The 20,378-nt window shown below is 59.6% G+C and carries 29 protein-coding genes; 4 read left to right on the forward strand and 25 right to left on the reverse strand.

All coding sequences use genetic code 11. The features are described from left to right. Positions 1-96: 96 nt before the first annotated feature. The 3 genes from K5H97_RS16700 to K5H97_RS16710 form a co-directional block, all read right to left on the reverse strand. Positions 97-321, reverse strand: a complete 225-nt coding sequence (locus K5H97_RS16700) for a DUF3077 domain-containing protein (RefSeq protein WP_051555732.1) — start codon at positions 319-321, stop codon at positions 97-99. A 178-nt stretch (positions 322-499) separates the two neighbouring features. Then, a protein-coding gene (locus tag K5H97_RS16705) for an IS3 family transposase (RefSeq protein WP_155952713.1) occupies positions 500-1,650 on the reverse strand; the annotation gives its coding sequence in 2 pieces (ribosomal slippage) (positions 500-1,416 and positions 1,416-1,650; 1,152 coding nt in all). Positions 1,651-1,672: 22 nt separating this feature from the next. Then, positions 1,673-2,107 (reverse strand): hypothetical protein, encoded by a 435-nt coding sequence (locus K5H97_RS16710; protein ID WP_155952714.1) that lies wholly within the window; start codon positions 2,105-2,107, stop codon positions 1,673-1,675. A 178-nt stretch (positions 2,108-2,285) separates the two neighbouring features. Here K5H97_RS16710 and K5H97_RS16715 point away from each other — a divergent pair, with 178 nt between their 5' ends. Together K5H97_RS16715 and K5H97_RS16720 are read left to right on the forward strand one after the other, a co-directional pair. Continuing rightward, complete coding sequence (locus tag K5H97_RS16715) at positions 2,286-2,990, forward strand: endonuclease NucS domain-containing protein (RefSeq protein WP_081791618.1); 705 nt, start codon at positions 2,286-2,288, stop codon at positions 2,988-2,990. 116 nt (positions 2,991-3,106) lie between these two features. Continuing rightward, a complete protein-coding gene (locus K5H97_RS16720; protein ID WP_028692039.1) occupies positions 3,107-3,301 on the forward strand; it encodes a hypothetical protein in 195 nt (64 codons plus the stop codon). 163 nt (positions 3,302-3,464) lie between these two features. On the opposite strand, the gene K5H97_RS16725 is transcribed toward K5H97_RS16720, so the two are convergent. Further along, positions 3,465-4,487, reverse strand: a complete 1,023-nt coding sequence (locus K5H97_RS16725; RefSeq protein WP_155952715.1) for a hypothetical protein — start codon at positions 4,485-4,487, stop codon at positions 3,465-3,467. Between the two features lie 543 nt (positions 4,488-5,030). On the opposite strand from K5H97_RS16725, the gene K5H97_RS16730 reads away from it, so the two are divergent. Further along, positions 5,031-5,294 carry a hypothetical protein gene (locus K5H97_RS16730; RefSeq protein ID WP_028688995.1) on the forward strand — a complete coding sequence of 88 codons (264 nt, stop codon included), beginning with the start codon at positions 5,031-5,033 and terminating at the stop codon, positions 5,292-5,294. Positions 5,295-5,428: 134 nt separating this feature from the next. Here K5H97_RS16730 and K5H97_RS16735 read toward each other — a convergent pair whose 3' ends face one another. From K5H97_RS16735 to K5H97_RS16810, 16 genes are all read right to left on the reverse strand, one after another. After that, positions 5,429-5,815, reverse strand: coding sequence for a DUF1799 domain-containing protein (locus tag K5H97_RS16735; RefSeq protein ID WP_390898246.1), 387 nt, complete (start codon positions 5,813-5,815; stop codon positions 5,429-5,431). Further along, positions 5,743-6,126, reverse strand: a complete 384-nt coding sequence (locus K5H97_RS16740) for a phage tail assembly chaperone (protein WP_160290738.1) — start codon at positions 6,124-6,126, stop codon at positions 5,743-5,745. Before K5H97_RS16740 ends, K5H97_RS16735 begins: the two co-directional genes overlap by 73 nt. A 9-nt stretch (positions 6,127-6,135) precedes the next feature. Beyond that, positions 6,136-6,789, reverse strand: a complete 654-nt coding sequence (locus K5H97_RS16745; RefSeq protein WP_028692317.1) for a phage tail protein — start codon at positions 6,787-6,789, stop codon at positions 6,136-6,138. Positions 6,790-6,825: 36 nt separating this feature from the next. Then, positions 6,826-7,254: a phage tail terminator-like protein gene (locus K5H97_RS16750; protein WP_222577993.1), complete on the reverse strand. Its 429-nt coding sequence runs from the start codon at positions 7,252-7,254 to the stop codon at positions 6,826-6,828. Further along, positions 7,251-7,904, reverse strand: coding sequence for a hypothetical protein (locus K5H97_RS16755; RefSeq protein WP_248691163.1), 654 nt, complete (start codon positions 7,902-7,904; stop codon positions 7,251-7,253). The genes K5H97_RS16750 and K5H97_RS16755 overlap by 4 nt, the downstream gene beginning before the upstream one ends. A 20-nt stretch (positions 7,905-7,924) precedes the next feature. Further along, complete coding sequence (locus K5H97_RS16760) at positions 7,925-8,311, reverse strand: hypothetical protein (RefSeq protein ID WP_028692263.1); 387 nt, start codon at positions 8,309-8,311, stop codon at positions 7,925-7,927. Between the two features lies 1 nt (position 8,312). Further along, positions 8,313-8,681 carry a hypothetical protein gene (locus tag K5H97_RS16765; RefSeq protein WP_028692264.1) on the reverse strand — a complete coding sequence of 123 codons (369 nt, stop codon included), beginning with the start codon at positions 8,679-8,681 and terminating at the stop codon, positions 8,313-8,315. Then, complete coding sequence (locus K5H97_RS16770) at positions 8,681-8,977, reverse strand: hypothetical protein (protein WP_028692265.1); 297 nt, start codon at positions 8,975-8,977, stop codon at positions 8,681-8,683. The genes K5H97_RS16765 and K5H97_RS16770 overlap by 1 nt, the downstream gene beginning before the upstream one ends. A gap of 42 nt (positions 8,978-9,019) precedes the next feature. Further along, positions 9,020-9,988 (reverse strand): major capsid protein, encoded by a 969-nt coding sequence (locus K5H97_RS16775; RefSeq protein ID WP_222577994.1) that lies wholly within the window; start codon positions 9,986-9,988, stop codon positions 9,020-9,022. A 9-nt stretch (positions 9,989-9,997) separates the two neighbouring features. After that, a complete protein-coding gene (locus tag K5H97_RS16780) occupies positions 9,998-10,744 on the reverse strand; it encodes a DUF6651 domain-containing protein (RefSeq protein WP_028692267.1) in 747 nt (248 codons plus the stop codon). Positions 10,745-10,866: 122 nt separating this feature from the next. Then, positions 10,867-11,145, reverse strand: coding sequence for a hypothetical protein (locus K5H97_RS16785; protein ID WP_028692268.1), 279 nt, complete (start codon positions 11,143-11,145; stop codon positions 10,867-10,869). A 37-nt stretch (positions 11,146-11,182) separates the two neighbouring features. Beyond that, positions 11,183-12,280: a hypothetical protein gene (locus K5H97_RS16790; protein WP_028692269.1), complete on the reverse strand. Its 1,098-nt coding sequence runs from the start codon at positions 12,278-12,280 to the stop codon at positions 11,183-11,185. Beyond that, complete coding sequence (locus K5H97_RS16795) at positions 12,280-13,686, reverse strand: DUF4055 domain-containing protein (RefSeq protein WP_036986594.1); 1,407 nt, start codon at positions 13,684-13,686, stop codon at positions 12,280-12,282. Before K5H97_RS16795 ends, K5H97_RS16790 begins: the two co-directional genes overlap by 1 nt. Positions 13,687-13,688: 2 nt before the next feature. Beyond that, a complete protein-coding gene (locus K5H97_RS16800; RefSeq protein WP_028692271.1) occupies positions 13,689-15,008 on the reverse strand; it encodes a phage terminase large subunit family protein in 1,320 nt (439 codons plus the stop codon). Then, on the reverse strand, positions 14,983-15,459 hold the full coding sequence (locus K5H97_RS16805) for a DUF2280 domain-containing protein (RefSeq protein WP_028692272.1): 477 nt from the start codon (positions 15,457-15,459) through the stop codon (positions 14,983-14,985). Before K5H97_RS16805 ends, K5H97_RS16800 begins: the two co-directional genes overlap by 26 nt. A gap of 31 nt (positions 15,460-15,490) precedes the next feature. Next, positions 15,491-16,114: a putative metallopeptidase gene (locus K5H97_RS16810; protein WP_028692273.1), complete on the reverse strand. Its 624-nt coding sequence runs from the start codon at positions 16,112-16,114 to the stop codon at positions 15,491-15,493. 418 nt (positions 16,115-16,532) lie between these two features. Here K5H97_RS16810 and K5H97_RS16815 point away from each other — a divergent pair, with 418 nt between their 5' ends. Beyond that, positions 16,533-16,916: a hypothetical protein gene (locus K5H97_RS16815; protein WP_028692274.1), complete on the forward strand. Its 384-nt coding sequence runs from the start codon at positions 16,533-16,535 to the stop codon at positions 16,914-16,916. A 164-nt stretch (positions 16,917-17,080) separates the two neighbouring features. Here the strand turns inward: K5H97_RS16815 and K5H97_RS16820 are convergent, their stop codons facing one another. The 5 genes from K5H97_RS16820 to tnpB all read right to left on the reverse strand — a co-directional run bounded on the left by K5H97_RS16820 (position 17,081) and on the right by tnpB (position 19,983). Further along, positions 17,081-17,338 (reverse strand): hypothetical protein, encoded by a 258-nt coding sequence (locus K5H97_RS16820; RefSeq protein ID WP_028692275.1) that lies wholly within the window; start codon positions 17,336-17,338, stop codon positions 17,081-17,083. 65 nt (positions 17,339-17,403) lie between these two features. Then, positions 17,404-17,634 carry an Acb2/Tad1 domain-containing protein gene (locus tag K5H97_RS16825; RefSeq protein WP_028692276.1) on the reverse strand — a complete coding sequence of 77 codons (231 nt, stop codon included), beginning with the start codon at positions 17,632-17,634 and terminating at the stop codon, positions 17,404-17,406. 57 nt (positions 17,635-17,691) lie between these two features. Continuing rightward, positions 17,692-17,955 (reverse strand): hypothetical protein, encoded by a 264-nt coding sequence (locus K5H97_RS16830; RefSeq protein ID WP_028692277.1) that lies wholly within the window; start codon positions 17,953-17,955, stop codon positions 17,692-17,694. Between the two features lie 83 nt (positions 17,956-18,038). Then, positions 18,039-19,604, reverse strand: coding sequence for an IS66 family transposase (gene tnpC / locus K5H97_RS16835; protein WP_028692322.1), 1,566 nt, complete (start codon positions 19,602-19,604; stop codon positions 18,039-18,041). A gap of 19 nt (positions 19,605-19,623) precedes the next feature. Next, on the reverse strand, positions 19,624-19,983 hold the full coding sequence (gene tnpB, locus K5H97_RS16840; RefSeq protein WP_003460146.1) for an IS66 family insertion sequence element accessory protein TnpB: 360 nt from the start codon (positions 19,981-19,983) through the stop codon (positions 19,624-19,626). Positions 19,984-20,378: the final 395 nt, after the last annotated feature.

Consider the following 20,378-nt stretch of genomic DNA (forward strand, 5'->3'; position numbering starts at 1 on the left):
CGTGGCAGCGGACTTGTTGGAGCGGGATCGTGGGAGCGGGCTTGCCCCGCGATAGCGCCCCCCAGGCAACCAAGCCCTCAGCCAGATACCCTCCCCCTACTCAGCCCCCCGCCCAACCATCAACCCATGATTCACATCCTGGGCCAACGCCTTGGCCATACCACTGAGGTAATGCACCGCCGTCAGCAGCGTAGGCAGATGATCAGTTTCCACCATCGCCAGATCACTGATCTTGTGCACTGCACGCATCAACACGGTCGCCTGCTCCACCGCATGGTTCAGCGGATGCCCCGCCACCACGCGGAACAGCGGGTCTTGCACTCCTATCTCCCCGCGCCAAACTTAGTACAGACAGTCCGGCCGGCGTGGCGATGCTCAACCAATAAACCATTGATGCTTACCTACACAATCCATGCGGCAATTATCATCTTTTCGCGGTTAGGCATAGATCTGCCATTCGCGCACGAACGCTGTAATACGCTGAATCGCCCCTGGTTTCCTAGACACTCTCCAAGCTCAGAAAATAGCGTTTCTCATACTCTACTGGAGACAGCTGCATAGCACTGCTGTGTCGACGCTTGGGGTTATAGAACATCTCGATGTAATCGAAAATATCACTTCGGGCTTCGTCACGCGTTGCGTAGATCTTTCGTCGGATTCGCTCCCGCTTCAAAAGCTGGAAAAAGCTCTCGGCTACGGCATTGTCGTGGCAGTTTCCCCGTCGGCTCATGCTGCTGATCACATTGTTGGCCTTCAGGAAGCTTTGCCAATCTGAGCTACTGAACTGACTGCCTTGGTCTGAGTGAATCATCACTTGCTGCTGTGGCTTGCGTCGCCACACGGCCATCAGCATGGCGTCGATGGCCAGGTCGCTGCTCATCCTGGACTTCATTGACCAACCAATGACTTGGCGAGAGAACAGATCCAACACTACCGCCAGGTACAGCCACCCTTCATAGGTGCGGATGTAGGTGATATCGGTCACCCAGACCTTATTCGGCTCACTGACCTTGAACTGCCGGGCCAGATGGTTGGGCGATGCCACTGTTGGTTTTCCGCCATAAAACCCAGGACGACGGCGATAGCCCGTTTGCGAACGCAGCCCCTCTGCCTGCATCAAGCGACCGACTCGATTTCGCCCACAGATCTCTCCCAGCTCTCGAAGGTCATCGTGAATCTTGCGATAGCCATACACGCCTCCGCTTTCTAACCAGGCATGCTTGATCAAGCCAAGCAGGCGTTGATCTTCTTTGGCTCGGGCAGATTGAGGCTCGGCCAGCCAAGCGTAGTAGCCGCTGGGATGCACCTTGAGGGTTTGACAAAGACGCCGCACCGGGTAATCGATCGAGTGCTTCTTGATGAAGGCGTACTTCAGCCGCACTCCTTGGCAAAGTACGCGGCGGCCTTCTTTAAGATGTCTCGCTCTTCCGTCACCCGCTTGAGTTCAGCGCGCAGCTTGCGCAGTTCAGCCTGCTGATCATTGTCTTGCTGACGCTGCTCTTGGGGCTTGCTGTAGACCTTGATCCAAGCGTAAAGGCTGTGCACGGACAAGCCCAGGCGCTGGGCGACCTCGGCGACAGGTTTGCCTTTTTCGGTCACTTGCTTGACCGCTTCGATCTTGAATTCTTCGGGGTAACGCTGACGACTCATGGCACCTCCTATTTGGGCCTCATTATGAGGCTTGGAGGTGTCTACGAAACCAGGGGCGATTCATTTCTACGAATAGCTTGTCCCCATGATATAGCGCGCCGAAAAACGCCCCCATTTCCGTGGGTATAAACTGTTTACCATCTTCCGTTGAGAACAGGACTTTTTTTACCGTCCCATCGCCAAACCTAACTTCAAGCTCACAAGTAGTTTCACCCCGCTCTGGACATCCTTCGACCCGAGCCCTGGAGAGGTCAAGCATTGCAGATGGAGCGCCATCCCCCTTATCAAAAACTCGAACCGTCAGCTTCGGTCCAGAACCATTTATAGGGCTGGCCTCTTGTGTGTACATTTGGGTGCTAGACGAGCGCATCTCATCTTTAATTTCACTGCTTACCCATCCTGCTTGGCAAATAGTTGGCAGTATCGACAATACCAAAATCGAAGCACGCACCAGCATTCCTCACCCTCCTTGTTGATGAGGGCAATCTACCACAGCCAGGCAACCCCCGCCGCTCTCCGACAAGCGCCACCCTGTCCACCCATCCACCCTGGACACACAGCCAGTAACCAAGACCGCCACTGGCGTAGTAGCCTTCTGCCTTTACGTTAACCACAATGCATCAGGAAGATTGCAAATGACCACACTGGCACAGGCGCTGCGAAGCTACATAGAGCAGGCAACCGATGGCGCTACCAGACAAGAAATGAAGGAGTACATCGATCGCGAATTCCCGAATCGATGGAAGCCTGGAGCAATCGCTGCCCATTTCTACGCTTGCACGGTTAATAATCCTAAGGCCTACATCCATCACAAATGGGCTGATCGCTTCTTCTACCGCTCCGAAGATGGTCGCTTCCATCGATACAATCCTGACCTCCACGGAGTAAACACTTGGGCTCCGACCAGTGATATAGAAACGGATGATTTCGACGAGGCCGAGGAAGCCAATATCGATGAACTCGTAGAGACTTCCATTAGCCTTGAGCGGGACGTCGAAACCCACTTGGTTCGCAGTCTCGACAGCATTGAAAAGGGTCTTCGCTTCATCGACCGCCAAGTCAGCATCGATGTTGGGCGAGTAGACATTCTTGCAGAGGATTCCGCCGGCCGCCGCGTCGTCATCGAACTGAAGGTCGGGCAGGCAAAGGATGCTGCTGTAGGCCAGATCGCCCGCTACCTTGGCTGGTATGGTCGCCAGGATGGCCAACGTCCCCGCGGCATGCTGATCGCCAGCGAGTTCCCGGATACCGTACGATATGCTGCCGAAGCCATCCCAGACTTGTCCCTTGTAGAATACAAGGTGCAGTTCGCTTTCAATTCTGTTGCGGTAGAAGACTAACCTAAGCCCGGCCAAGCGCCGGGCTTTTCGTTCCTGTCCACCGACAAGCAACAGTACCCGACCCTCCATCCGGTCTATCCTTACCCCTCCCAACCACTCACATGAAGGGTGCGAAGATGCCCGGCGATGAGAAGCGGAGATTTGTCGAGGCGCTGGAGCACTGGGCGGAGGCTGTGGATGCGATCCGCGCCCGGGAGCGAACCGAGGCCATTGCCCAGGTTGAGGAACTGGAGAAGTTGCGCCTCAAGCAGGCTTTCCACGCCAGTGACCTGGGTCGGCACCATGCTTGGAAGCATCGCAGCCAGGGGTAAGCGCCAGATGCAAAAGCCCAGCGCGGGGCTGGGCGTAGGCCGTAACGGCCGCATCCATAGCAGTAGAGATGGTGCGATCAGCTAAAATGCAAGGCCCCTCCTAGTCATCAAACAATAAAGTCACAACAAAGTCCAACAATCAAATATTGCAACCTTAAAAATTTCAATCACTCAACAGCCACTGCTTTAATTCAGGGTCTAATCTATGCATAGGATTTGCATCACCAGTACTAGAAACCAAAACCCTCCTGCAGTACTCAACCTCAGCAGACATAGCCGCATCTAGAGGGCGAGGCCTCTGCTCCCTACTGCCATCAGGGTTGATAACTTCAATTGGCGGCCTATTCTCAATGTTTATCAACCTCTCCATGCAAAGCAATGGCGTATCATCAGTCATTAGCGTGCTGACCACGATTTTAGTAACTGCCTTTATAGCCTCTGCATTGCCCTGCCCGCCCGAAGATGAAGACTGTCCAATTTGCCCTTCCGACTGCCCAGAAGCACTTAACAACGTAGATTTAAATATGTGGTCCTCTGTCCGCCTTTTATTACCCTCCAAATCTTTTAGCCTTGCCTTTTCCTCTGCACTTAGATTCTGGCCGTCCCCAGCAGGCCCTCCAGAGGTCTCTATTGTTTTTATCTCACTCTTGAATTTTTCCAATTCAGAATTAAGTGCATCGAGATTACCCGAGACGGAGGCAGCCCCATGAGACCCGAGCGTAACCGGCGGAGCTATTGTAGAGTCAGTTAACTGCTCGACGGCCGCCAGAGCGACTGCATAACGCTGCAATCTAGATTTATAGAAATTGTACTGTGCATCATCCAGCGTATCATTCATTCTATCTAGGCAAAAGCTATACAACTGATCTCTAAAAAACTGGATATTTCGCGACCTAACACCTACATACGCTGCAGAGGTTTGCACGGCAGCTGCAACCTCTCCTTTCGCACCATTAGGAACTTCACCTTTGGCAGCCAGCTGAGCAGCGTATGCTGCCAATGCATCAGGGCTTGGCGCCGGGCATATTGTGCCATTACCAACAACTACCTCTCGCTGCTGAATATCAACTATTATCGACTCAGCATCTTTTGACCGCTCATCGATAGCAAACTTATGAGTTCTATAAATACTATTCCAATTTGCGCTACAGGCAGCAGTTAGCGAGAGCACCAAAGTGATAATCACATATCTAATCATAGCATCTTACTCAACCATCATGGCCATTACCCATCACTAAAGACCAGTACCGCATGGTTGGCAAGTTCATGAATCGCTTTGCCGCTTAACATCAACCAAATCAAAAACCTATTAAGAATGCATAATCCCTTCTCACCGTTCAACAGCCATCCAGTACCTGAGCGATACCCGTGCTCAGCACCACCTTCAGCGCCTCATACGGCCGAGCGAAGCCCCTGGTGCGAACGGCCCCTTCATCTTGCTTCAGACGCTCTGACCACGAATCTTCGGTAACAACTTTGCCTCTCCCAGGTCAGCAGTTGAGCGATGCTGTAAGACCCCGCTCATGTAGTCGGTGTATATCGCGTGGAGAAAGCCGGCCTCATGACGTTGATGACTGGTAAATGGACGCCCTGTCCACCCATCCACCCTGGACGGAAAGCCAGTACATGGCCATGTCCGGGGCGTAGTAGCGTTGTGCCTCCCAACAAACCGCCCCGGCCCGTTGCCGGAAAGCCCATGGACTGGGGCACGACGACCTAGGAGGTCACTATGCGTGATGATGGCAAGCTTGATCCACTTGAAGGCCTGAGTTCGCCTTTTGCACTTGGCACCCTTTCCGCGCTCTTGGCCCTGACACGGGTCGTACAGATCCTAGCCGGCAAGGACAACGCCCTGATCGATAAGGCGATGGAGGCTGTGAAAGCACCCGACAACTTCACAGACCCTCAAACGAAGCGTGTTTTCGAAGGACCAGCCCAGCAAGTTGCTGCTATTGCCAAGGAGACTAGAGAGGCGATGAAGCAACGGTCTTGACGATATTGCTTATCATCGCCTCATGTGCATCAATCTGGCGCGCAACCTTTTTCTCTCTTTTCTCTTTGCGCGCCGGCTTACGTCGTTTTCTTTGCATATCCCTCTCCTGCGGCCTGGCCGCGTCAGTCGTTGCCCTACTCCGCCGCCTCAGCCATCACGGCCAGAGCTTCGTGTTCCATGATGCGGAGATCGGGGAAAATTTCGGTGAGTTCTCGGCGCTTGATTCCGAGCATCGACGCGACCGAGGGAATGGCTGTGTAGTCCAGACCCGAAGGTCCGCCCTGCCCCAAGCGCCACTGCGTGCCCAATGCCTCGAATACTCGGATGGCCGGCCAAGCATCTGGCCAAACCTCCACCTCTTCCTCGAGGAGGTCGGCCAGGGTCAGGCCAATGGCCGCCAGCTGCTCGGCGGACGGGCCGCTCTCATACAGCGCCCGAGCCGCCGCCCTCAGTTTCCCAAGCGCGCCGGGTTGTAGGCCGCCTGGTAGGCATCGGTCACTGCCTTCGGCGCGCCGGTGCAGGTGCGCACGAGTTCGACGATCGCCTCCTGGCTGAACTCGTCCTCCAGATCCCAGCCGGTGATGATCTCGCCCAGCTGCTCGGCCTGCAGGGTGATTTCACCAGCGGTGACTTCCTCCCAGCTCGCACCATCCTTCTGGGCCTTTTCTGCCCAGGTGTCGCGCGCTTTGTTCCAGCGGTCGAACATGCCGGCCAGTGTCACCCGGTCCATGTACCGGAACTGGAACTCAACCGGCACTGGCTCGCCGCCGATACGCGGCACCTGCACAACCGCAGTGAAAGTCGGGTTCTGCGCGATCTTGATCTTCGCCATGGGCTCTCCTTAGGCGCTGTAACGGGTCGGACGGCCAGACAGGCCGACGCTGATGGTGCGGGTCATCATCTGGTTACGCTCCATGGTCGGCGTGCTGGTGATGCTGACGTAGCCAGGCATCAGGATCTGACCGCCGCCGGGCAAGTTCAGGCGGATCACCGTCAGCTCCTTGGAGTCGTCGTAGCCCTCTACCACAGGCACGTACAGCGCGCTCGGCTGGTCCTCGACCGTCACCGACACGCTTATCGGGTTGCGGTTGGTGGGGAACTGCAGATCGTCGTCGTTCTCGAGGTAACCGACCGTGAGGAACTGCTGCTCGCCGCCGGAGACCGTGAAGCCTGTCACTTTCGAGATCTGCGTCCAGCCCGACACAGGGACAACCGAGCCGATGCCGGCGCCGGCGGTGTAGCGGTCAGTGTTGGTGGTGTCCAGGCCCGCCAGCGAGAATGCGTCGGTAGTGACGTTGGCGGCCTTGGCGGTGCGGTCGTTGATTAGGGCCCAGCCGGAGCTGATCAGCAGAATGTCGTCGGCATCGATGCTGTGGCCTACCGCGCTCGCCACTGGCGGCTTGGCATTGGTCAGGGCAATGAAAGGCACAGCGGTGCCAAGGGTGCTGGCAATCTCCAGCACAGAACCGTTGGGCAGCGGGATGCGTGCGGCCATGTGTGTTTCCTCTTGGTAGCCCGCCGGGCGGCGGTGTTATGCCCCAGCGGGCGGTTGGTCCGCGATGCCGCGGTAGGTGAAGCTGGCCGGGACTGTGTAAGTCGACGGCTCGGGGATGGTGGGGCCCTGCTCTACCGGCTCGACAACCAGGCCTTCGAAGCCGTTGCGGCTCAGCTCGCTGTCGACACGGAAGACACTGGTGAGCTCATCAATCACGGCCTCAGCAGTCGCCAGCGCCTGGCCTGCCGGGCAGGTGATGCTGACCTGGTAGACGCCGGTGTACTCGTAGGCCTCACCGCCCAAGTAGCGGCAGGTGGCGCTGGCCGGGAGCAGAAAGGCGCGCAGGAAGGTTTCGTCGGGGTCTGGCTCGAAAGCCTGCTCGAAGTTCGCGACCCGGATCGGGCGCGCCGCGGCCCAAGTCATCAGCTTGATCTCGATGGCCTGTCGTGCTCTTGCGTGGCTCATGCTCGGTGGGTCCTGATGGCTTCTTCAACGATGCGCTGGAAGTCGGCAACAGTGACTCGCACCATACCGCTAGGCGCCTGTGAGCTGTGGCCGTACTCCAGAGGAATGGCATACGGCAGGTTGTTGACGATGTAGGCGACCTCGCCGGCGGAAAGATCACCTGCAGCCACGAGAAGCCTGTCCAGCCTCTCGCCGGCGCTCTCGATGTCCTCGATCTCGCCTGCGGCTGGAGCGCCGGTGGTAAGCTGCCAGTTACTGCGGAAGCGGCCGCCCACGTAGCCCTGGCCAGCCCTCCGAACGCCGAGCCCGAAGTTCTCACGCTGCTCGCGCTTGGTCAGCGGCTTGCGCAGTCGCAGGCCGCCTTTCAGGTTGCCGCTTTTGGTGTAGTTGGCCTGGTCGGCAGTGATGCCGACATTGATGGCCGCTGCCTTGGCGTTGTAAGCCGCGATCTGCTCAGCCGCGCTGCCCTGGGCCTCAACGTTCACCTTCCAGAGATCCGGGTTGCCGACCGGCGACATGGTCACCAGTCTCCGGCCGACCATGATCACGACCTCACGGAAGGTTAGGTCCATCGCCTCCTTGGCGGCCTCTGCGAACTGCTCCAGCTGCGCGGCAAAGCTGCCGTCCAGGCCGCCGTAGCGGCTGGTCATGTGTGAGCCGCGGGCCATGTTTACTTCCTCAACTGGATGGTCCAGGTGACCTTGGCCGCGTCTTGCCCTACGTCCATGACTCGATAGCCGCTGATGCGGTCACCGATGGCGGGGATGGCAGGGACTTCCGTGACCGCGTCGCCATCCTTCACGAACAGCTCGTTCTGCAGCGCCTTGAGGCGTAGGTCTGACGCCAGGATGCGCGTACCGTCGATCTCCCGGACCTTGTACTGGCCGAAGACACCGCGACCGGCGTAGTGCAGCGTTGTCGCCGGCGTACTGCCGCCCTTCTCAGGGTCGTAGGTGCCAGGCACAGTCCGGCTGCCATCGACCGCCGCCACTGCGTCGGCTAGGTCCGTATCGAAGGCCTGGGCCAGCTCGGCCTGTAACTCGCGTCGAAGCCCCATGTCACCCCCTGACGATCTTGATCTGGCCGGTGCCCAGATACCGCGCCAGCAGGGCCAAGGCGAAGGACTCACCCGCGCTTATGACCTTGGACGTTGCCGAGTAGGTCTTGCTGCTCGACACACCGTCAGCATCCACGGATTTGCTCAGCACACCGGTTTCCTTCGCCTGGTACAGGTTGCCTGCCGCCGCCTCCACAGCCACTTCCGCGCCCGCCTGCACGACATCGGCGGGAACCGTGTCGAACTCGGGCAGGCCCTGGTTGGTGAGCCAGGTGTTGGCCATCAGCACCGCCCGGGCCTTCTGGTCGTCGGGCGCCCAGGTCGGCCCAAGCAGGGCGTCTACCTGCTCGACGGTGATGTAGATGGTCATTACGCGGCCTCGTCCAGCAGCTTCTTGAGGTCTTCCAGGCTGGCGTCAGGGCTGAATTGCACGCCCTTTTCGTTCAGGGCGGCCTGCAGCTTTGCCTTCAGCTCGGCTTCTTCGGCAGCCTTCTTGTCGGCAGCGGACTTGCCAGTCTTCGAGCCTTTGGCCTCCTTCAGCGGCTCCGGGTGCTCGTAGTCATCGGGCGCGAAACGGGCATCGATGATCTTGTACCCCTTCTGCCGCAGCTCGGCTTTACGCTCAGGGCTGACCGGGTGCTTCTCGTAAATAACTTTCTCGCTCATGGCGATCTCCTGGGGAAGGCGCCCCGGAGGGCGCTGTACCGGTTACTTGGTGGCGTCACCGATGGTCAGCACGCCGGCCGAGGCCTTGATGCTGTTCGCCACCAGGTCCCAGTTGGTGCCGGTGGACAGCTCGGCGTTGGTCGGCGACTTGCCGCCGTTGGCGGTGTCCCAGGTGTAGCCCTTGAGGCCCAGGCCGAAGGCGTAGTCGGCCTGCATGGTCGTCTCGATACGCTCCTTGCCGTTGGAGGTCTCGATGTTGGTGATCAGGTCGGAGCCATCCATCACCACCGCGGCGCCGTCGGCCAGGCTGAGCACCTTCTGCTTGTTCGGGGTGCCGGCCTCGTATAGCGCAGGAGCGTCAGTGATGATCACGGCCTTGCCGAGGATGTCGACCACCTGCACGCCGGAGAACTGGAACAGACGCTCGGCGTTGGCGAGGTTCTGGCCGACCAGCTTGTGGTACATGGCACCGGTCATGACCTGGGCCATCAGGCGCTGGGAAGCGTCACCGAACAGCGCGTGGGCGTTGTTGATCGCTACGTAGGTCACGCCAGCAGTGGCCGAAACGTCGTTGGTGGCGCTCGGCTGGTTCCCGATGGCGCCGGCCAGGGCCGAGATGGCGGTGTTCAGCTGGTCCGCCATGATGGCTTCGGACAGGTTGCGGCTGATCACTTCCAGCGCTTCTTCCGGGTTCTTCTGGATCCAGGAGAGCTGGGAAGGCTCCCAAAGGATCGGGCCGAAGCCGCCGGCGATCTTCACCGAGTCGTACTGCTTCTGGGCCAGCGGGGTGGAAGCCTGGTTGCCGTTGGCAGCATAGCGGTCAACACGACGCTGGGCGCCGTGCAGGCCGGCCCAGAACGATTCCTGCAGGAAGTCGCCGTCGATGCCCTGGGTGGTCAGGCGGATGGCGCCGGCCGAGGATGCGTTGAACTTCTCGACATCCTGAGCCAGGGTCTCGATGGTGGTGCGCTTGAGGTATTCGTTGAACACCTTCATGTTCGAAAGGGCCATTGGGCCTCCTTATTCGCTTGCGGTCAGGCCCTTGATGGCTTCCAGGCGTTCAGCCTTGGTGCCACCGAAGTTGCCCTTTGTAGTTTTGTGCTGGCCACCGCCGTTCGGCGCGCCGCCGCCATTGGCGCCGGAGCTCTTCAGGATGTGGTCGCGATGGGGGTACTGCGAGACGAGGGTTTCGAGCGCTTCGTTGAAGTCGGCCAGTTCACCCGGGCGAGCGCGGCTGAAGATCTTCTGGCCCTGGGCGTCGTACGCGACGACCTTGCCTTCCTCGATCTTGAAGTTGCTGCCGAAGGCGGCCTGGACCATGTCAGCGGGAACAGCCATCTTCTCGGCGATGAACTGGGAGCGCGCGAAGCTGCCGCCGATCTTCTCGGCATACAGCTGCTGCTCGAAGGTCTGCGCCTTGTCGTTGGCTTCATCCAGCTGGGTTTGGAAGGCCCTGCTGATTTCGCCCTTCACCTTCTCGATCTCGCCGGCATCCACCAGCTTCTTGGCGTCGAGGTTGGCAACGATCTCCAGGGCTTTCTTGGCGGCCGCAGCATCTTCGATGCCTTCGAACGCCTTGGCGGTCTTCTCGAAGCCGTCGGCGCGCTCGCGGTGCGACTTGGCTTCGGCGTTCAGCCTGGTGATGGTGTTGCGGGTGCCTACGGCATCGAAGGCGACCTCCTTGCCATCGTCCTCGACGTAGACCGGCTTGCCATCCTCGATCACGGCGTACTGCTTGCCATCCACTTCAACGGTCTTGAGTTTCATGTCGTCTCTCTGGGCCATCCGGCCAGTTGATGAGCCATCCGGCCCCAGTTACGCCCCGTCCATCCGAACCGCAGGCAAAAAAAAGCCCCGACAGATGCCGGGGCCTTGTGTTCAGCGTTTATTCAGTTGGGCGCTTCTTGCTCAGCCTCTTGCTTAGCCAGAAGGCTTTCACGCCCATAGGCAAACATTACGAGAGCGGTGTAAAGGTTAATATTGTCTCCTTCCTCGCTCCAGTATGTGTACCCCACGTACTGATACTTCCCGATGTCGACGACCTCCTCAAAATCGTCCACATGAGGATTAAGAGCATCACCCTGAACAATAATGTCCCTGCCCTGCAGTTGCGTGATCTCTCCCTGAATAAAGCGTTTCAGGAAATCAGCGTTCTGTTGATGACTCATTGTGTGTCCTTGCACTGGTTTCGACCGCACCAATACATCAGGGTTTACGTCCCACCGCAAGTTTCAGCCTGCCGCGCAGCTCGTCAAGGGACAGGAACTTCCCCTTGTCGTTGTAAAAAGCGCTCAATTTCAGCCCGCCCTCACGCATCAGCCGTGCACGCTCCGGGCCAAGGATCTCGTCCTGGCGCACTGCTGACTGCTTGCTCAGCCATTCGGCGTAGGTGGTCGACTCCGGAACCTGGCCGTCCATGCTCGCCCGCGTTGCACCGTCGCTAAAGCCCAGGGCCTTGGCGCTCTTGAGCACCGGAACCTTCGAGGATCGGCAGCAGAAGTGAATGCGCCCGGGCCCGGCCAGCCACGGGATCGTGTGGCCAATGGGCTTGTAGCCGCCCAAGGCGTAAGGCAGTCGGTCGCGGATCCGGCAGTCGCTCGACGTGTGGTTGTCCAGCGTACTGAGCCACTCGACGTGGCTGATGACGTCGCTGTTGGCCTCGTACGCTGCGTCGCTGGCCGTTTCGGCGGTATGGGATACCGCAGACCGCACTACCGCCTCAACGTCGCGCCTGGCCTTCTGGAGGGCACCGTCGGCGTATTGCTGAACCCGGCTGCCCATGACTGTGCGAACGATCTCGGCAGTGGTGCGCCCCTCGACCACGCCCGAGCGCACAGCGTCGCGCACTGCGGCGGCGCGACTCGACTCGATGCCAGCCATCCACTCCCTCAGCAGGCGCCCCTGGAATGGTCGGGCCTGGGCAATCGCCTTCACCGCGCTGAACACCGGGGAGACGATCGGGTATGCCTCCTGCACCAGAGCCGGGAGAACGGCCCGCAACGTGTTCTGCTGGAACGCCAGCTCGTAGCTGATCAGCCCGTCGGTCACCTGGTCCATGGCCAGGCGGATCTCAATGAAGGTCTGTTGGTTGATCCGCAGCACCGCCGACAGGGCGATATCGACAGACGCAGCCGACAAGTCGGTGCCAAGGTTGTCGATAGCCTCGATCAGCGCGGCGCGCAGGTCGGCGTCCTTGCTGTTGAGGATCTTGATGATCGTCACAACCTGGCTGTTGCTCAGCCTGGACAGATCGACCTCATGCCCAATCAGCTCGCTCAGCAGCTTCTCGTTTACCGTCATCATCACAGCGTACCGAGGGCTGGGCCTTGAGCCTCAATCTTCGCCAGCTCATCGTCCCAGTCGTATTCGTCGCTGATCACGCCGCGGCGTTGCATCTCGGTGAACAGCGTCTCTTTGCTGATCATCCCGGCATTGGCCATGGATACCAGCGTTGGCAGCGACACCTCGGGCATGTAGTCGACGTCGAAGTTGCCGCGCATCTCGACCGTGCCGCCCTCGCCCAGGCCACGGTAGTCGGCCATGAACTGGAGCAACTGAGCCAGGCAGTCAGCGAAGTGGTGCGCCATGCGCGCCAGCGGGGACAGCTCCTGAGCAGCCTCCTCCTCCGCCTGCGTGGCGGTCTTGGTAGCCGTTTTGTCCGGGGTCAGCAGCTTGGCCCCAGCCATGCGCATCTCACCGATCAGGTCTTGCAGCGCGGTTCGGCCGGATTCAACGGCCTGGCCGGTGTGCTCGACATACTTGAGGTCGCCATCCTTGGGCAGGTCGGTCAGCTGGCCGGTGCCAACCTTGAACTCTGGCGGGACGATCTTCCCTTGGTTGTCGTACTGGGTCTGGATGCCGATGCGCACCAGGATCGGCACGCGAATGACATGCAGGATGTTGTCCTGGTCGCTCTGGCTCTGCCAGTGCTTCACGTTCAGGTGCGCCAGCTCGATCAGCGGCGGCTTTGCCATCATGAAGCCGGTGCGGCCGGTGTAGAAGGTAACCCAAGGGATCGCGGTCAGGCTGTTGGTGCCCTCTTCGTGCAGCTCCCAGGTGCCGCCAACTGAGGCCTGCTTGCCCCGTGCGGCCTTGGCCGACCTGCGATAGGTCCGCCAGGAACCAGGCTCCAGCACGCGAATCTGCTCGACGCACTTAGCGCCGAACTCTCCATCTTCCTCCTCGACCACCTCGATGTAGCGGACCATGGTCAGCACACCGCCCTTGGAGCGCCAGCCCAACACCTGCTCAGGCCTTACCAGCACGACGTAGGGGCGCACACCGGCGGCCTGCTCGTCGGCCTGGGTTTTAAGGTCGCCCGCTGGCGGGTGATCGACGAAGGCATGGCACAGGCCATGGCTCAGGCCCTCGGTGAAGAATCCGACAGCCCAGGAGTTGAGGTCGTTTCCGGCGTGATCGATGTCCTTGGCCATCTCAACAATGGTCTCTGGCACATCGTCACCCACCTGAAGCGGCTCGGCGAACACCCGCGAGGTCATGTTGCCTACCGTCTCGGAATAGGCCGGCAGCAGTGTCGAGAGGCGCAGACGCTCCCGGTAGGATTCGTCATCTTCGGCGGGATACTGCGGCAGCAGGACCTTCCCCGCCACGCGCATCGCCATGGTTCCGCCCATGAGAGGCGAGATCACGGCCCAGTAGGCGCGCATCGCGTCGACAGCGGGCAGCGTGATGCTCGGGTTATCGCTCATGGTCACATTCTCAGGGATTGGCTTGTGGCCGTTGCCACGTTGATCGGGTATCGCTTGGCGATGAAGTAACCGGCGGCGTCGTTCATGTGGTCATGACCCTTCTTCGGGTCCTTGTCGGGTTCGCCATGCTTGTCGTAGGTCTGCCGCTCAAGGCACAGCGTCAGCTGCGGGCACTGGTCGATGTTGACCTTCAGCCGGCGCTCGCCGTAGGCGTTCATGAGCATGGCGTTGACCGAGTTCACCCGGTCTTTAACGCCTGGGTTCTGGCTGTCCACGATCACCGTGAAGCCAGCCTTGCGCAGCAAGGACAGGTCGGACTCGCTGGCGTTCTTGCTGCTGGTGGTCTGTCCGCTGGCGTCTGGATAGACGGCGATGCCGTGCCCGGGGAAGCGCGCCTTGATCTTCTCGATCATCTCCGGCGTGTCGCGCACTGAGTGGAACTCATCCAGGGCCAGCGGCAGGCCATCGCGGACGACGTAGACCACCGCGGCCATCTTCATGACGTTGAAGTCCATGCCGATGTGCAAGGCCTCTCCCGGCTTGATTCGCTCGCTGGTGCGGCTCTCGCTTCGGCTGAAGGTGTAGTAAACGACCCCGGCGTAGTTCTCGAAGCTGGCCTCGTACTCCTGCCGGAACGTACGCGGGTCCATCTTGCGCCGCGCCGCGTCCAGCTCCTCAGCTGGGACGTTGCCGCCCTGTAGCGAGGTGTAGAGCCAGCTCTTGTGGTCCGGTTCACCATCGGCCTGGCCGTCACGGTAGGTGTCGAAACAGTGGTTGAAGCCCTTGGGCGTGCCGATGCGCAGCGCATGACCTCCCTTGCACTTGCCGACGCCCGGTATGACGTACTCACACGTGGATAGCATCGGCCGCAGGACTTCTTCCCAGGCAGCCCACTTGCAGTCTGCCCATTCGTCCACCAGGACGAAGAACAGGCCTGAACCGCGCAGGTCGTCGTAATTCTCCAGGCCAACGCAGCGGATCAGGTGACCGCTCTTGAGCGTGATCAGCATGTCCGACTCGTTCGGCTTGCACTCCCGCCACTCTCGTGGGATGGCCTGCTTCAGTCGGCGCCAGAACACCCGGCGGGCCTGCTTCTGCGTCGGTGCTGCGTACCAGATCTCGTCCTCGACGCTCACGCCCCATTCAGCAGCCAGCCGAGCCGCGCGACGCATCTCCGCCTTGCCGAGGAAGGTCTTGCCGAACCGCCGGCCACAGACCGCATCGCGGAAGCGGGCATTACGCTGGAATCCCCACACGTAGATGTTCGCCTGCTTCGGCGTCAGCTTGACCGGCGCCTCATAGGTACGGGGTAGCGGGGACATTCTCGTCTGGCTCCAGCTTGTACTCAGCAACGGCGTGCTGCTGGTCCGCCTGGGAGCCCAGGGGCTTGTCTGGTTCAATCTTGCGGTTGACGTACATGTCGCCGCATTCCTTGGCCGCCTGCTCGTACAATTGAGCGGTTAGGGCCAGGTTGCGCATGTTCTCAGCCTTCTCAGCCATTCGGCCAAGACCCCGGAGCCGGAACGCCCTGTTGGCGATCGGTATCTCTGCCGTCTCCTCGCGGAAACGCTTGCGGGTGTCCTCGAACAGGGTCCGCCACTTGGCTGCCAGGTTGGCGCCAGCTCGCTTGGTTGGGTCGTGCTGCTCCACCTGCTGGCGGGTCACATCGATGTTGAATTCTTGCTTAACGGCTTGTGAGACCTGGGTGGGCGTGTCAAAGCACGCCAAAGCCTGAACGATGAAGGCTTTCACATCGCTTTTCAGGGCTGCCATAGGTTGGATTCCGTCTCATGCCTGTCTCACATCAGGCCGACTTGAGCAGACAGGTTCCGCAGGCCCTCGCAATGTTGATCTTGGCCACCTCAGGCGGCCGGCTTGCAGCGTCGATAAGCTGCTGTACGTCTTCGCTTGCACCGTAGCGCTTCACCACTCCAACGAACTCTTCGACGTCGTGACCGCGCATTTCAAGCTTGGGCAGGCCATCCTGGGTGAACTTGGGAGCGCCGCACTGATCGGTCGCCTGGGCGATGTGGTAGAGCTCGTGCTCGACCAGGGCGCAGAACTCGGCGTCGGTGCACTGGGCGCAGTAGTCGGCTGCCAAGGTGATCAGGTAGGCCGGCTCCTCGCCGAACCAATCCCGCATCTGTTGCTCTTGCCGGGCCTTCTGCCATCCACCTGCGCGGAACATCAGCTGCTCGGCCTGGCCTAGCACCACCCTTCCCTGCTTGGCGAATCCAGAGGATGCCCAAAGCACTCCAATGTTGGCGTCGATCAGGTGAGAGTGGTCTTCGTTGTGGATGCTGCCAGTGTTAGCCAGGATCTGGCGGCTGACCCAATCCCACACTTCAGGAGCTGGCACCAGACGTATTCCGAAATCAGAGAGCTCTGAAAGCCCAAGCAGTGATTGAGGAGGAATAGGTCTTTCCATCGGTCACCTGACATTCAAAACGCACACGAATCAATTTCAGACCGCAAAGCGGGGCGAATACGGCCCTCACGGAAGAGTTAACCGCGGAGGATAGGAGGCTCACACAGTAAGTGGAGTTACGACATGCAAAAAACAGAAATTGCCTTGGTCTTGATCCTCAGCACGGTCGCGGCTTGGCCATGGCTAAAAAAGCTCTTCACCTGGAAGTCAGCACTGATACTCGCCCTTGGAGGGGTAGTCCTCTGGCAAATGGTTAAGGCTTAGTCAACAAGAAACCCGGCTCGGAAGGCTCGTTCGATCGCCTCCCAGTCGGGTTGCCTGATTGTCATAAGTTAAGACCGTGCTTACAGTTGGCGTTGAGTGCGGTAGCTTGGCATGCCGCTTTCCGGAATTGGTCGATCAAATCACTGGAGACAAAATGAGCAAGGACGAAGCGCTTTGGCATATCGCCGAACTATTTGCCGCAACATGCTTATCGCTTGAGGAAGCGATTGATTACCCTCAGCAGCTTGATTTGAAGGTGGCAAGGGAGCTAAGCCCCCGTTGCGCCTCTATTCTTCAAGCTCATGGAGTCGCCATCTATGCGATCACCATGCGTAACGAAAGGGTGAAGCTTCCAAGCCCAGGGCGTCCCATCAATGGCGGCGAGTTCCCTGCCCAGATAATCGTTGAGAGGAATCAAAAGGATTTTCCGATTAACGAGTACGCCGCCAGGCAATACTCGGATCAGTTCATGCCAAGTACCTGGGCAAGATCGCCGCTTAGGGAGAAAACGGAGAAGGCTTTTCGGGCCCTGTCATAATTCTCATGCTGGTGCCGCACTCACCTGCGGCACATCTGCGTAGCCTATTGATGCAGATGGACAACGCTCTGACCACAAGGACGTGATCGATCGCCGCTTAGCCAGGCTGCCTCCTCAGCATAAATCGATCACGCTCACATATCCCCGCACGTGCCGCAGATCAATTAGCGCACAGGCGTCCAGGCTTTGGAGTCTCTTGGGGAATGATGGACAATTCGGCACCCGTTGACCGTTGGGAACCCTGAAGAGATACGCATCAGGTCCAACAGGTTATCGTACTCCTCGTTCGACAGTCGGTAGAACAGGCCATGTCGGCATACGACGTAGTTGTTGGCTTCGTCTTGATTCGTCATGGCGCCCATGTTCACCTCAACTGGCTCCACGAAGACTGTGGGCTTCACCTCAAATATGAGCTCGCTCATCTCTAACTCCTTGGTAAATGGAGGAAGCACTCTACCGGATGCGGCTCAAGTTGTGCTGTGCTCCGTCAAGCGAACGGGTCAGCTGGCTTGGCGATCGAGCGCACAAACCACATGAAGCCCTGCTGCAGGTTGGTCTTGGCCAAGGCCAGCAGTCGCGGGTCAACACCTTCGATCTGGCCGATCTGCTTGAACAGCTCGCCGGCATCGGCCTCCAGGGCCTTGATTGAGTTCATGCCGTCGATCTCGCTCTGGGTGAGGTCGCGGTAGCCGGTGATCTTCTTGTGCTGGTTGTCCATGGGTGAACCTCAGGTTGTTGCGCCACGAAACGGCGCATCTCGAATTTGTGGCGCGGATCAGGTGAACACATGCCCACGTCGCGCCCAGGCATAGGCAACCACACCGGCATGAAGCATCGCGCCGAACGGGTTGACCCAGTGGCCTTGCAAGGCGGTGACGAATGCGCCGAACCCACCGATAGCCACCAGGTAGAAGGCGATACTGAGCAGAGGCTGGTCAGCCGGGCGAACCTTGCGCAGGTAGTCACAGGCGGCCATGACCACCAGGACACACAGGAACACGTCCAGGCCGGTCAGCGCTGAAACCAGGATGCTGTTCATATCAGGCACCTCGCGCCGTAACGAACGACCCCATGGCAGCTTTGTAACCGCTCCATGAACCCCGTCCTGGCGGACGGTTTTTTTCAGGAAGCAGAGGCAGAAGCTGGCGAGCAGTTCCACGGCAGCAGCGCTTCGTAATCCTCGACGCGGCTCGCCGCTGGCAGGCGTTCAAGGATGTGGCGCAACCAGGCGTAAGGCTCTTGCCCGTTGGCTTTGGCAGTTTCGATCAGGCTGTAGATCTGCGCGCTGGCGGTAGCGCCTTTCGGCGTGTCGCTGAACAGCCAGTTCTTGCGGCCGATGACGAAGGGACGGATGGCGTTCTCGGCGCGGTTGTTGTCGATCGGTAGATGCCCGCCTTCGATGTAGCGCACCAGCCTGCTCCAGTTTCTGGCCAAGTAGTTTACCGCCTTGCCCAGGGCCGTCTGCCCAGCGACCTGCGGTTGGGTTTTGTCCAGCCAGGCCTTGAGTTGGTCGATCAGGGGCTGGCTGCGTTGCTGGCGGACGTCGAGGCGTTCGCTATGGTCAGCGTCCTTCAGGTCACGCTCGATGCCGTAGAGCTTGTTGATCAGGCTCAGCGCCACGTCGGCACGCCCAGTCTTGCCCTTGGGCTGCACCTTTTGGGCTTCGACGAACTTGCGTCGCGCATGCGCCCAGCAGCCCAGGCGTTCGATGCCGTCGCGTGCAGCCACGGCGTTGTAGCCGGCGTAGTCGTCGGTCATCAGGTAGCCGCGGTAGCCATCGAGCAGGCGTAGCGGCACCTCCTGCGCGCGGCTGGCTGTGTAGTCGAAAAGGATCACCGGCTTGTCCGGCGGCCCACCGCTTTGCACCCACATCCAGGATTGTGCCGAGGGGTCGCGCCCCGGTTCATGCAGCACCTGTAAGCGCGTTTCGTCGCAGTGCAGCACGGGGTATTCGAACAGTTTGTCGCGCATCAGGTTGAGCAACGGTTGCAGTTGCTCGCCACTTTGGATCACCCAACGCGCCAGGGTCTGCCGTGGGATGTCGACGCCGTGGCGGCTGAGCATCTTTTCGAAGCGGTACAGCGGAATGCCGTCGGCGTACTTGGTGGTCAGCAGCATCGCCAGCACGCTGGGGCTGGCCAGGCTCTTCTCGATCAGTTGTGCCGGTTTATCGGCGGTGACCGGCGCGGTTTCACAGGCCTTGCAGGCATAGGTCTTGCGGATGTGGCGGATGACCCGCACCTGCATCGGGATGATCTCCAGCTGCTCGCTGGTCTCCTCGCCGATCACCTGCTTGCAGGCACCACAGGCGCAGGCGCGCTCATGCTCGGGTAGCTCATGGATGACTTCCACGCGCGGCAGGTTGGCCGGCAGCGGCTTGCGTTTGCCACGGCGCTTGACCGGCGCAACGACTTCTTCGGCTTCGGCTTCGGCTTCGGCTTCGACTGGCTCGGCGGCCGGCGCTTCGATCAGCTCTTCGACCTCGTTGAACATGGCCAACTGCGGTGAGTCGGCGTCTTCAGAGCTGCGCTCGGACTTGGGCGAGAACAGCTTGTGGCGCAGCAAGGCGACCTGTTCTTGAAGTTGTTCTATGCGAGCATCTTTCGCCGCCGCCTGTTCACTGGCCAGCAGCAGTAAATGCTTCAGCAGGATTGGGTCGTCAGGAAGAGATTCGGGCACGGCGATCATGGCCGTGGATTATACCGGCTCAGGTTACGAAGCGCGGCGTCAGTATCTGGTGCGGACGGTTGCGCCACAGGTCGATGCCGTCGAGCAGCCAGTTCAGTTCGTCGACCGTCAGTTCGATGGCTTCGTCACCCGCATCGGGTTTGGTCTTGAAACGCTCGGCTTCCAGTCGCTTGAGCCACAGGCAGAAGCCATTGCGCTCCCAGTAGAGAATCTTGACCTGGCTGCGCGTGCGATTGAGGAACACGAACAGCACCGGGTTGAACACCTCCACCTTGATGTCCAGCTCGACCAGCGCGGCCAGTCCGTTGATGGATTTGCGGAAGTCGACGGGCTTTGGGTAGAGATAGACCTTCTGCACTTTGGCGTCGGGACGCATCATGACGGAACTCCACGGGAAAATAGGGAGCCCAGCATCCGGGATACGGAGAGGTCAGTTGAAGATGGGGTCTATGGAGCGCATACGCAGCTTTGATCGCCGGGATGATGTTCATTGCTGTGAGGCCCAGCACGAAGGCGACGCCGCACAGCAGATCATCGGTGACAGCGAGCTCGAGCTTGGGAGCCAGCCAAGCAGTAACGGGCTGGGTCAGGTAGACCGAAAAGCCAAATCCGGTAGCGACCGCAGTTGCGGCCTGGAATCGGGTCAGGTCCTTCAGGAAACCGAGCGACAGAATCGAGCCGATGAAGGCAGCCATGACTACCCCATATTTGCCGAGCACTACGCTCGCAGCAGTGCTGGTTGGTTCGGCCATAGGGGTGTCCTTGGAAATTCAG

Origin of the sequence: Pseudomonas mosselii, assembly GCF_019823065.1 — a bacterium.
Taxonomy (GTDB): domain Bacteria; phylum Pseudomonadota; class Gammaproteobacteria; order Pseudomonadales; family Pseudomonadaceae; genus Aquipseudomonas; species Aquipseudomonas mosselii.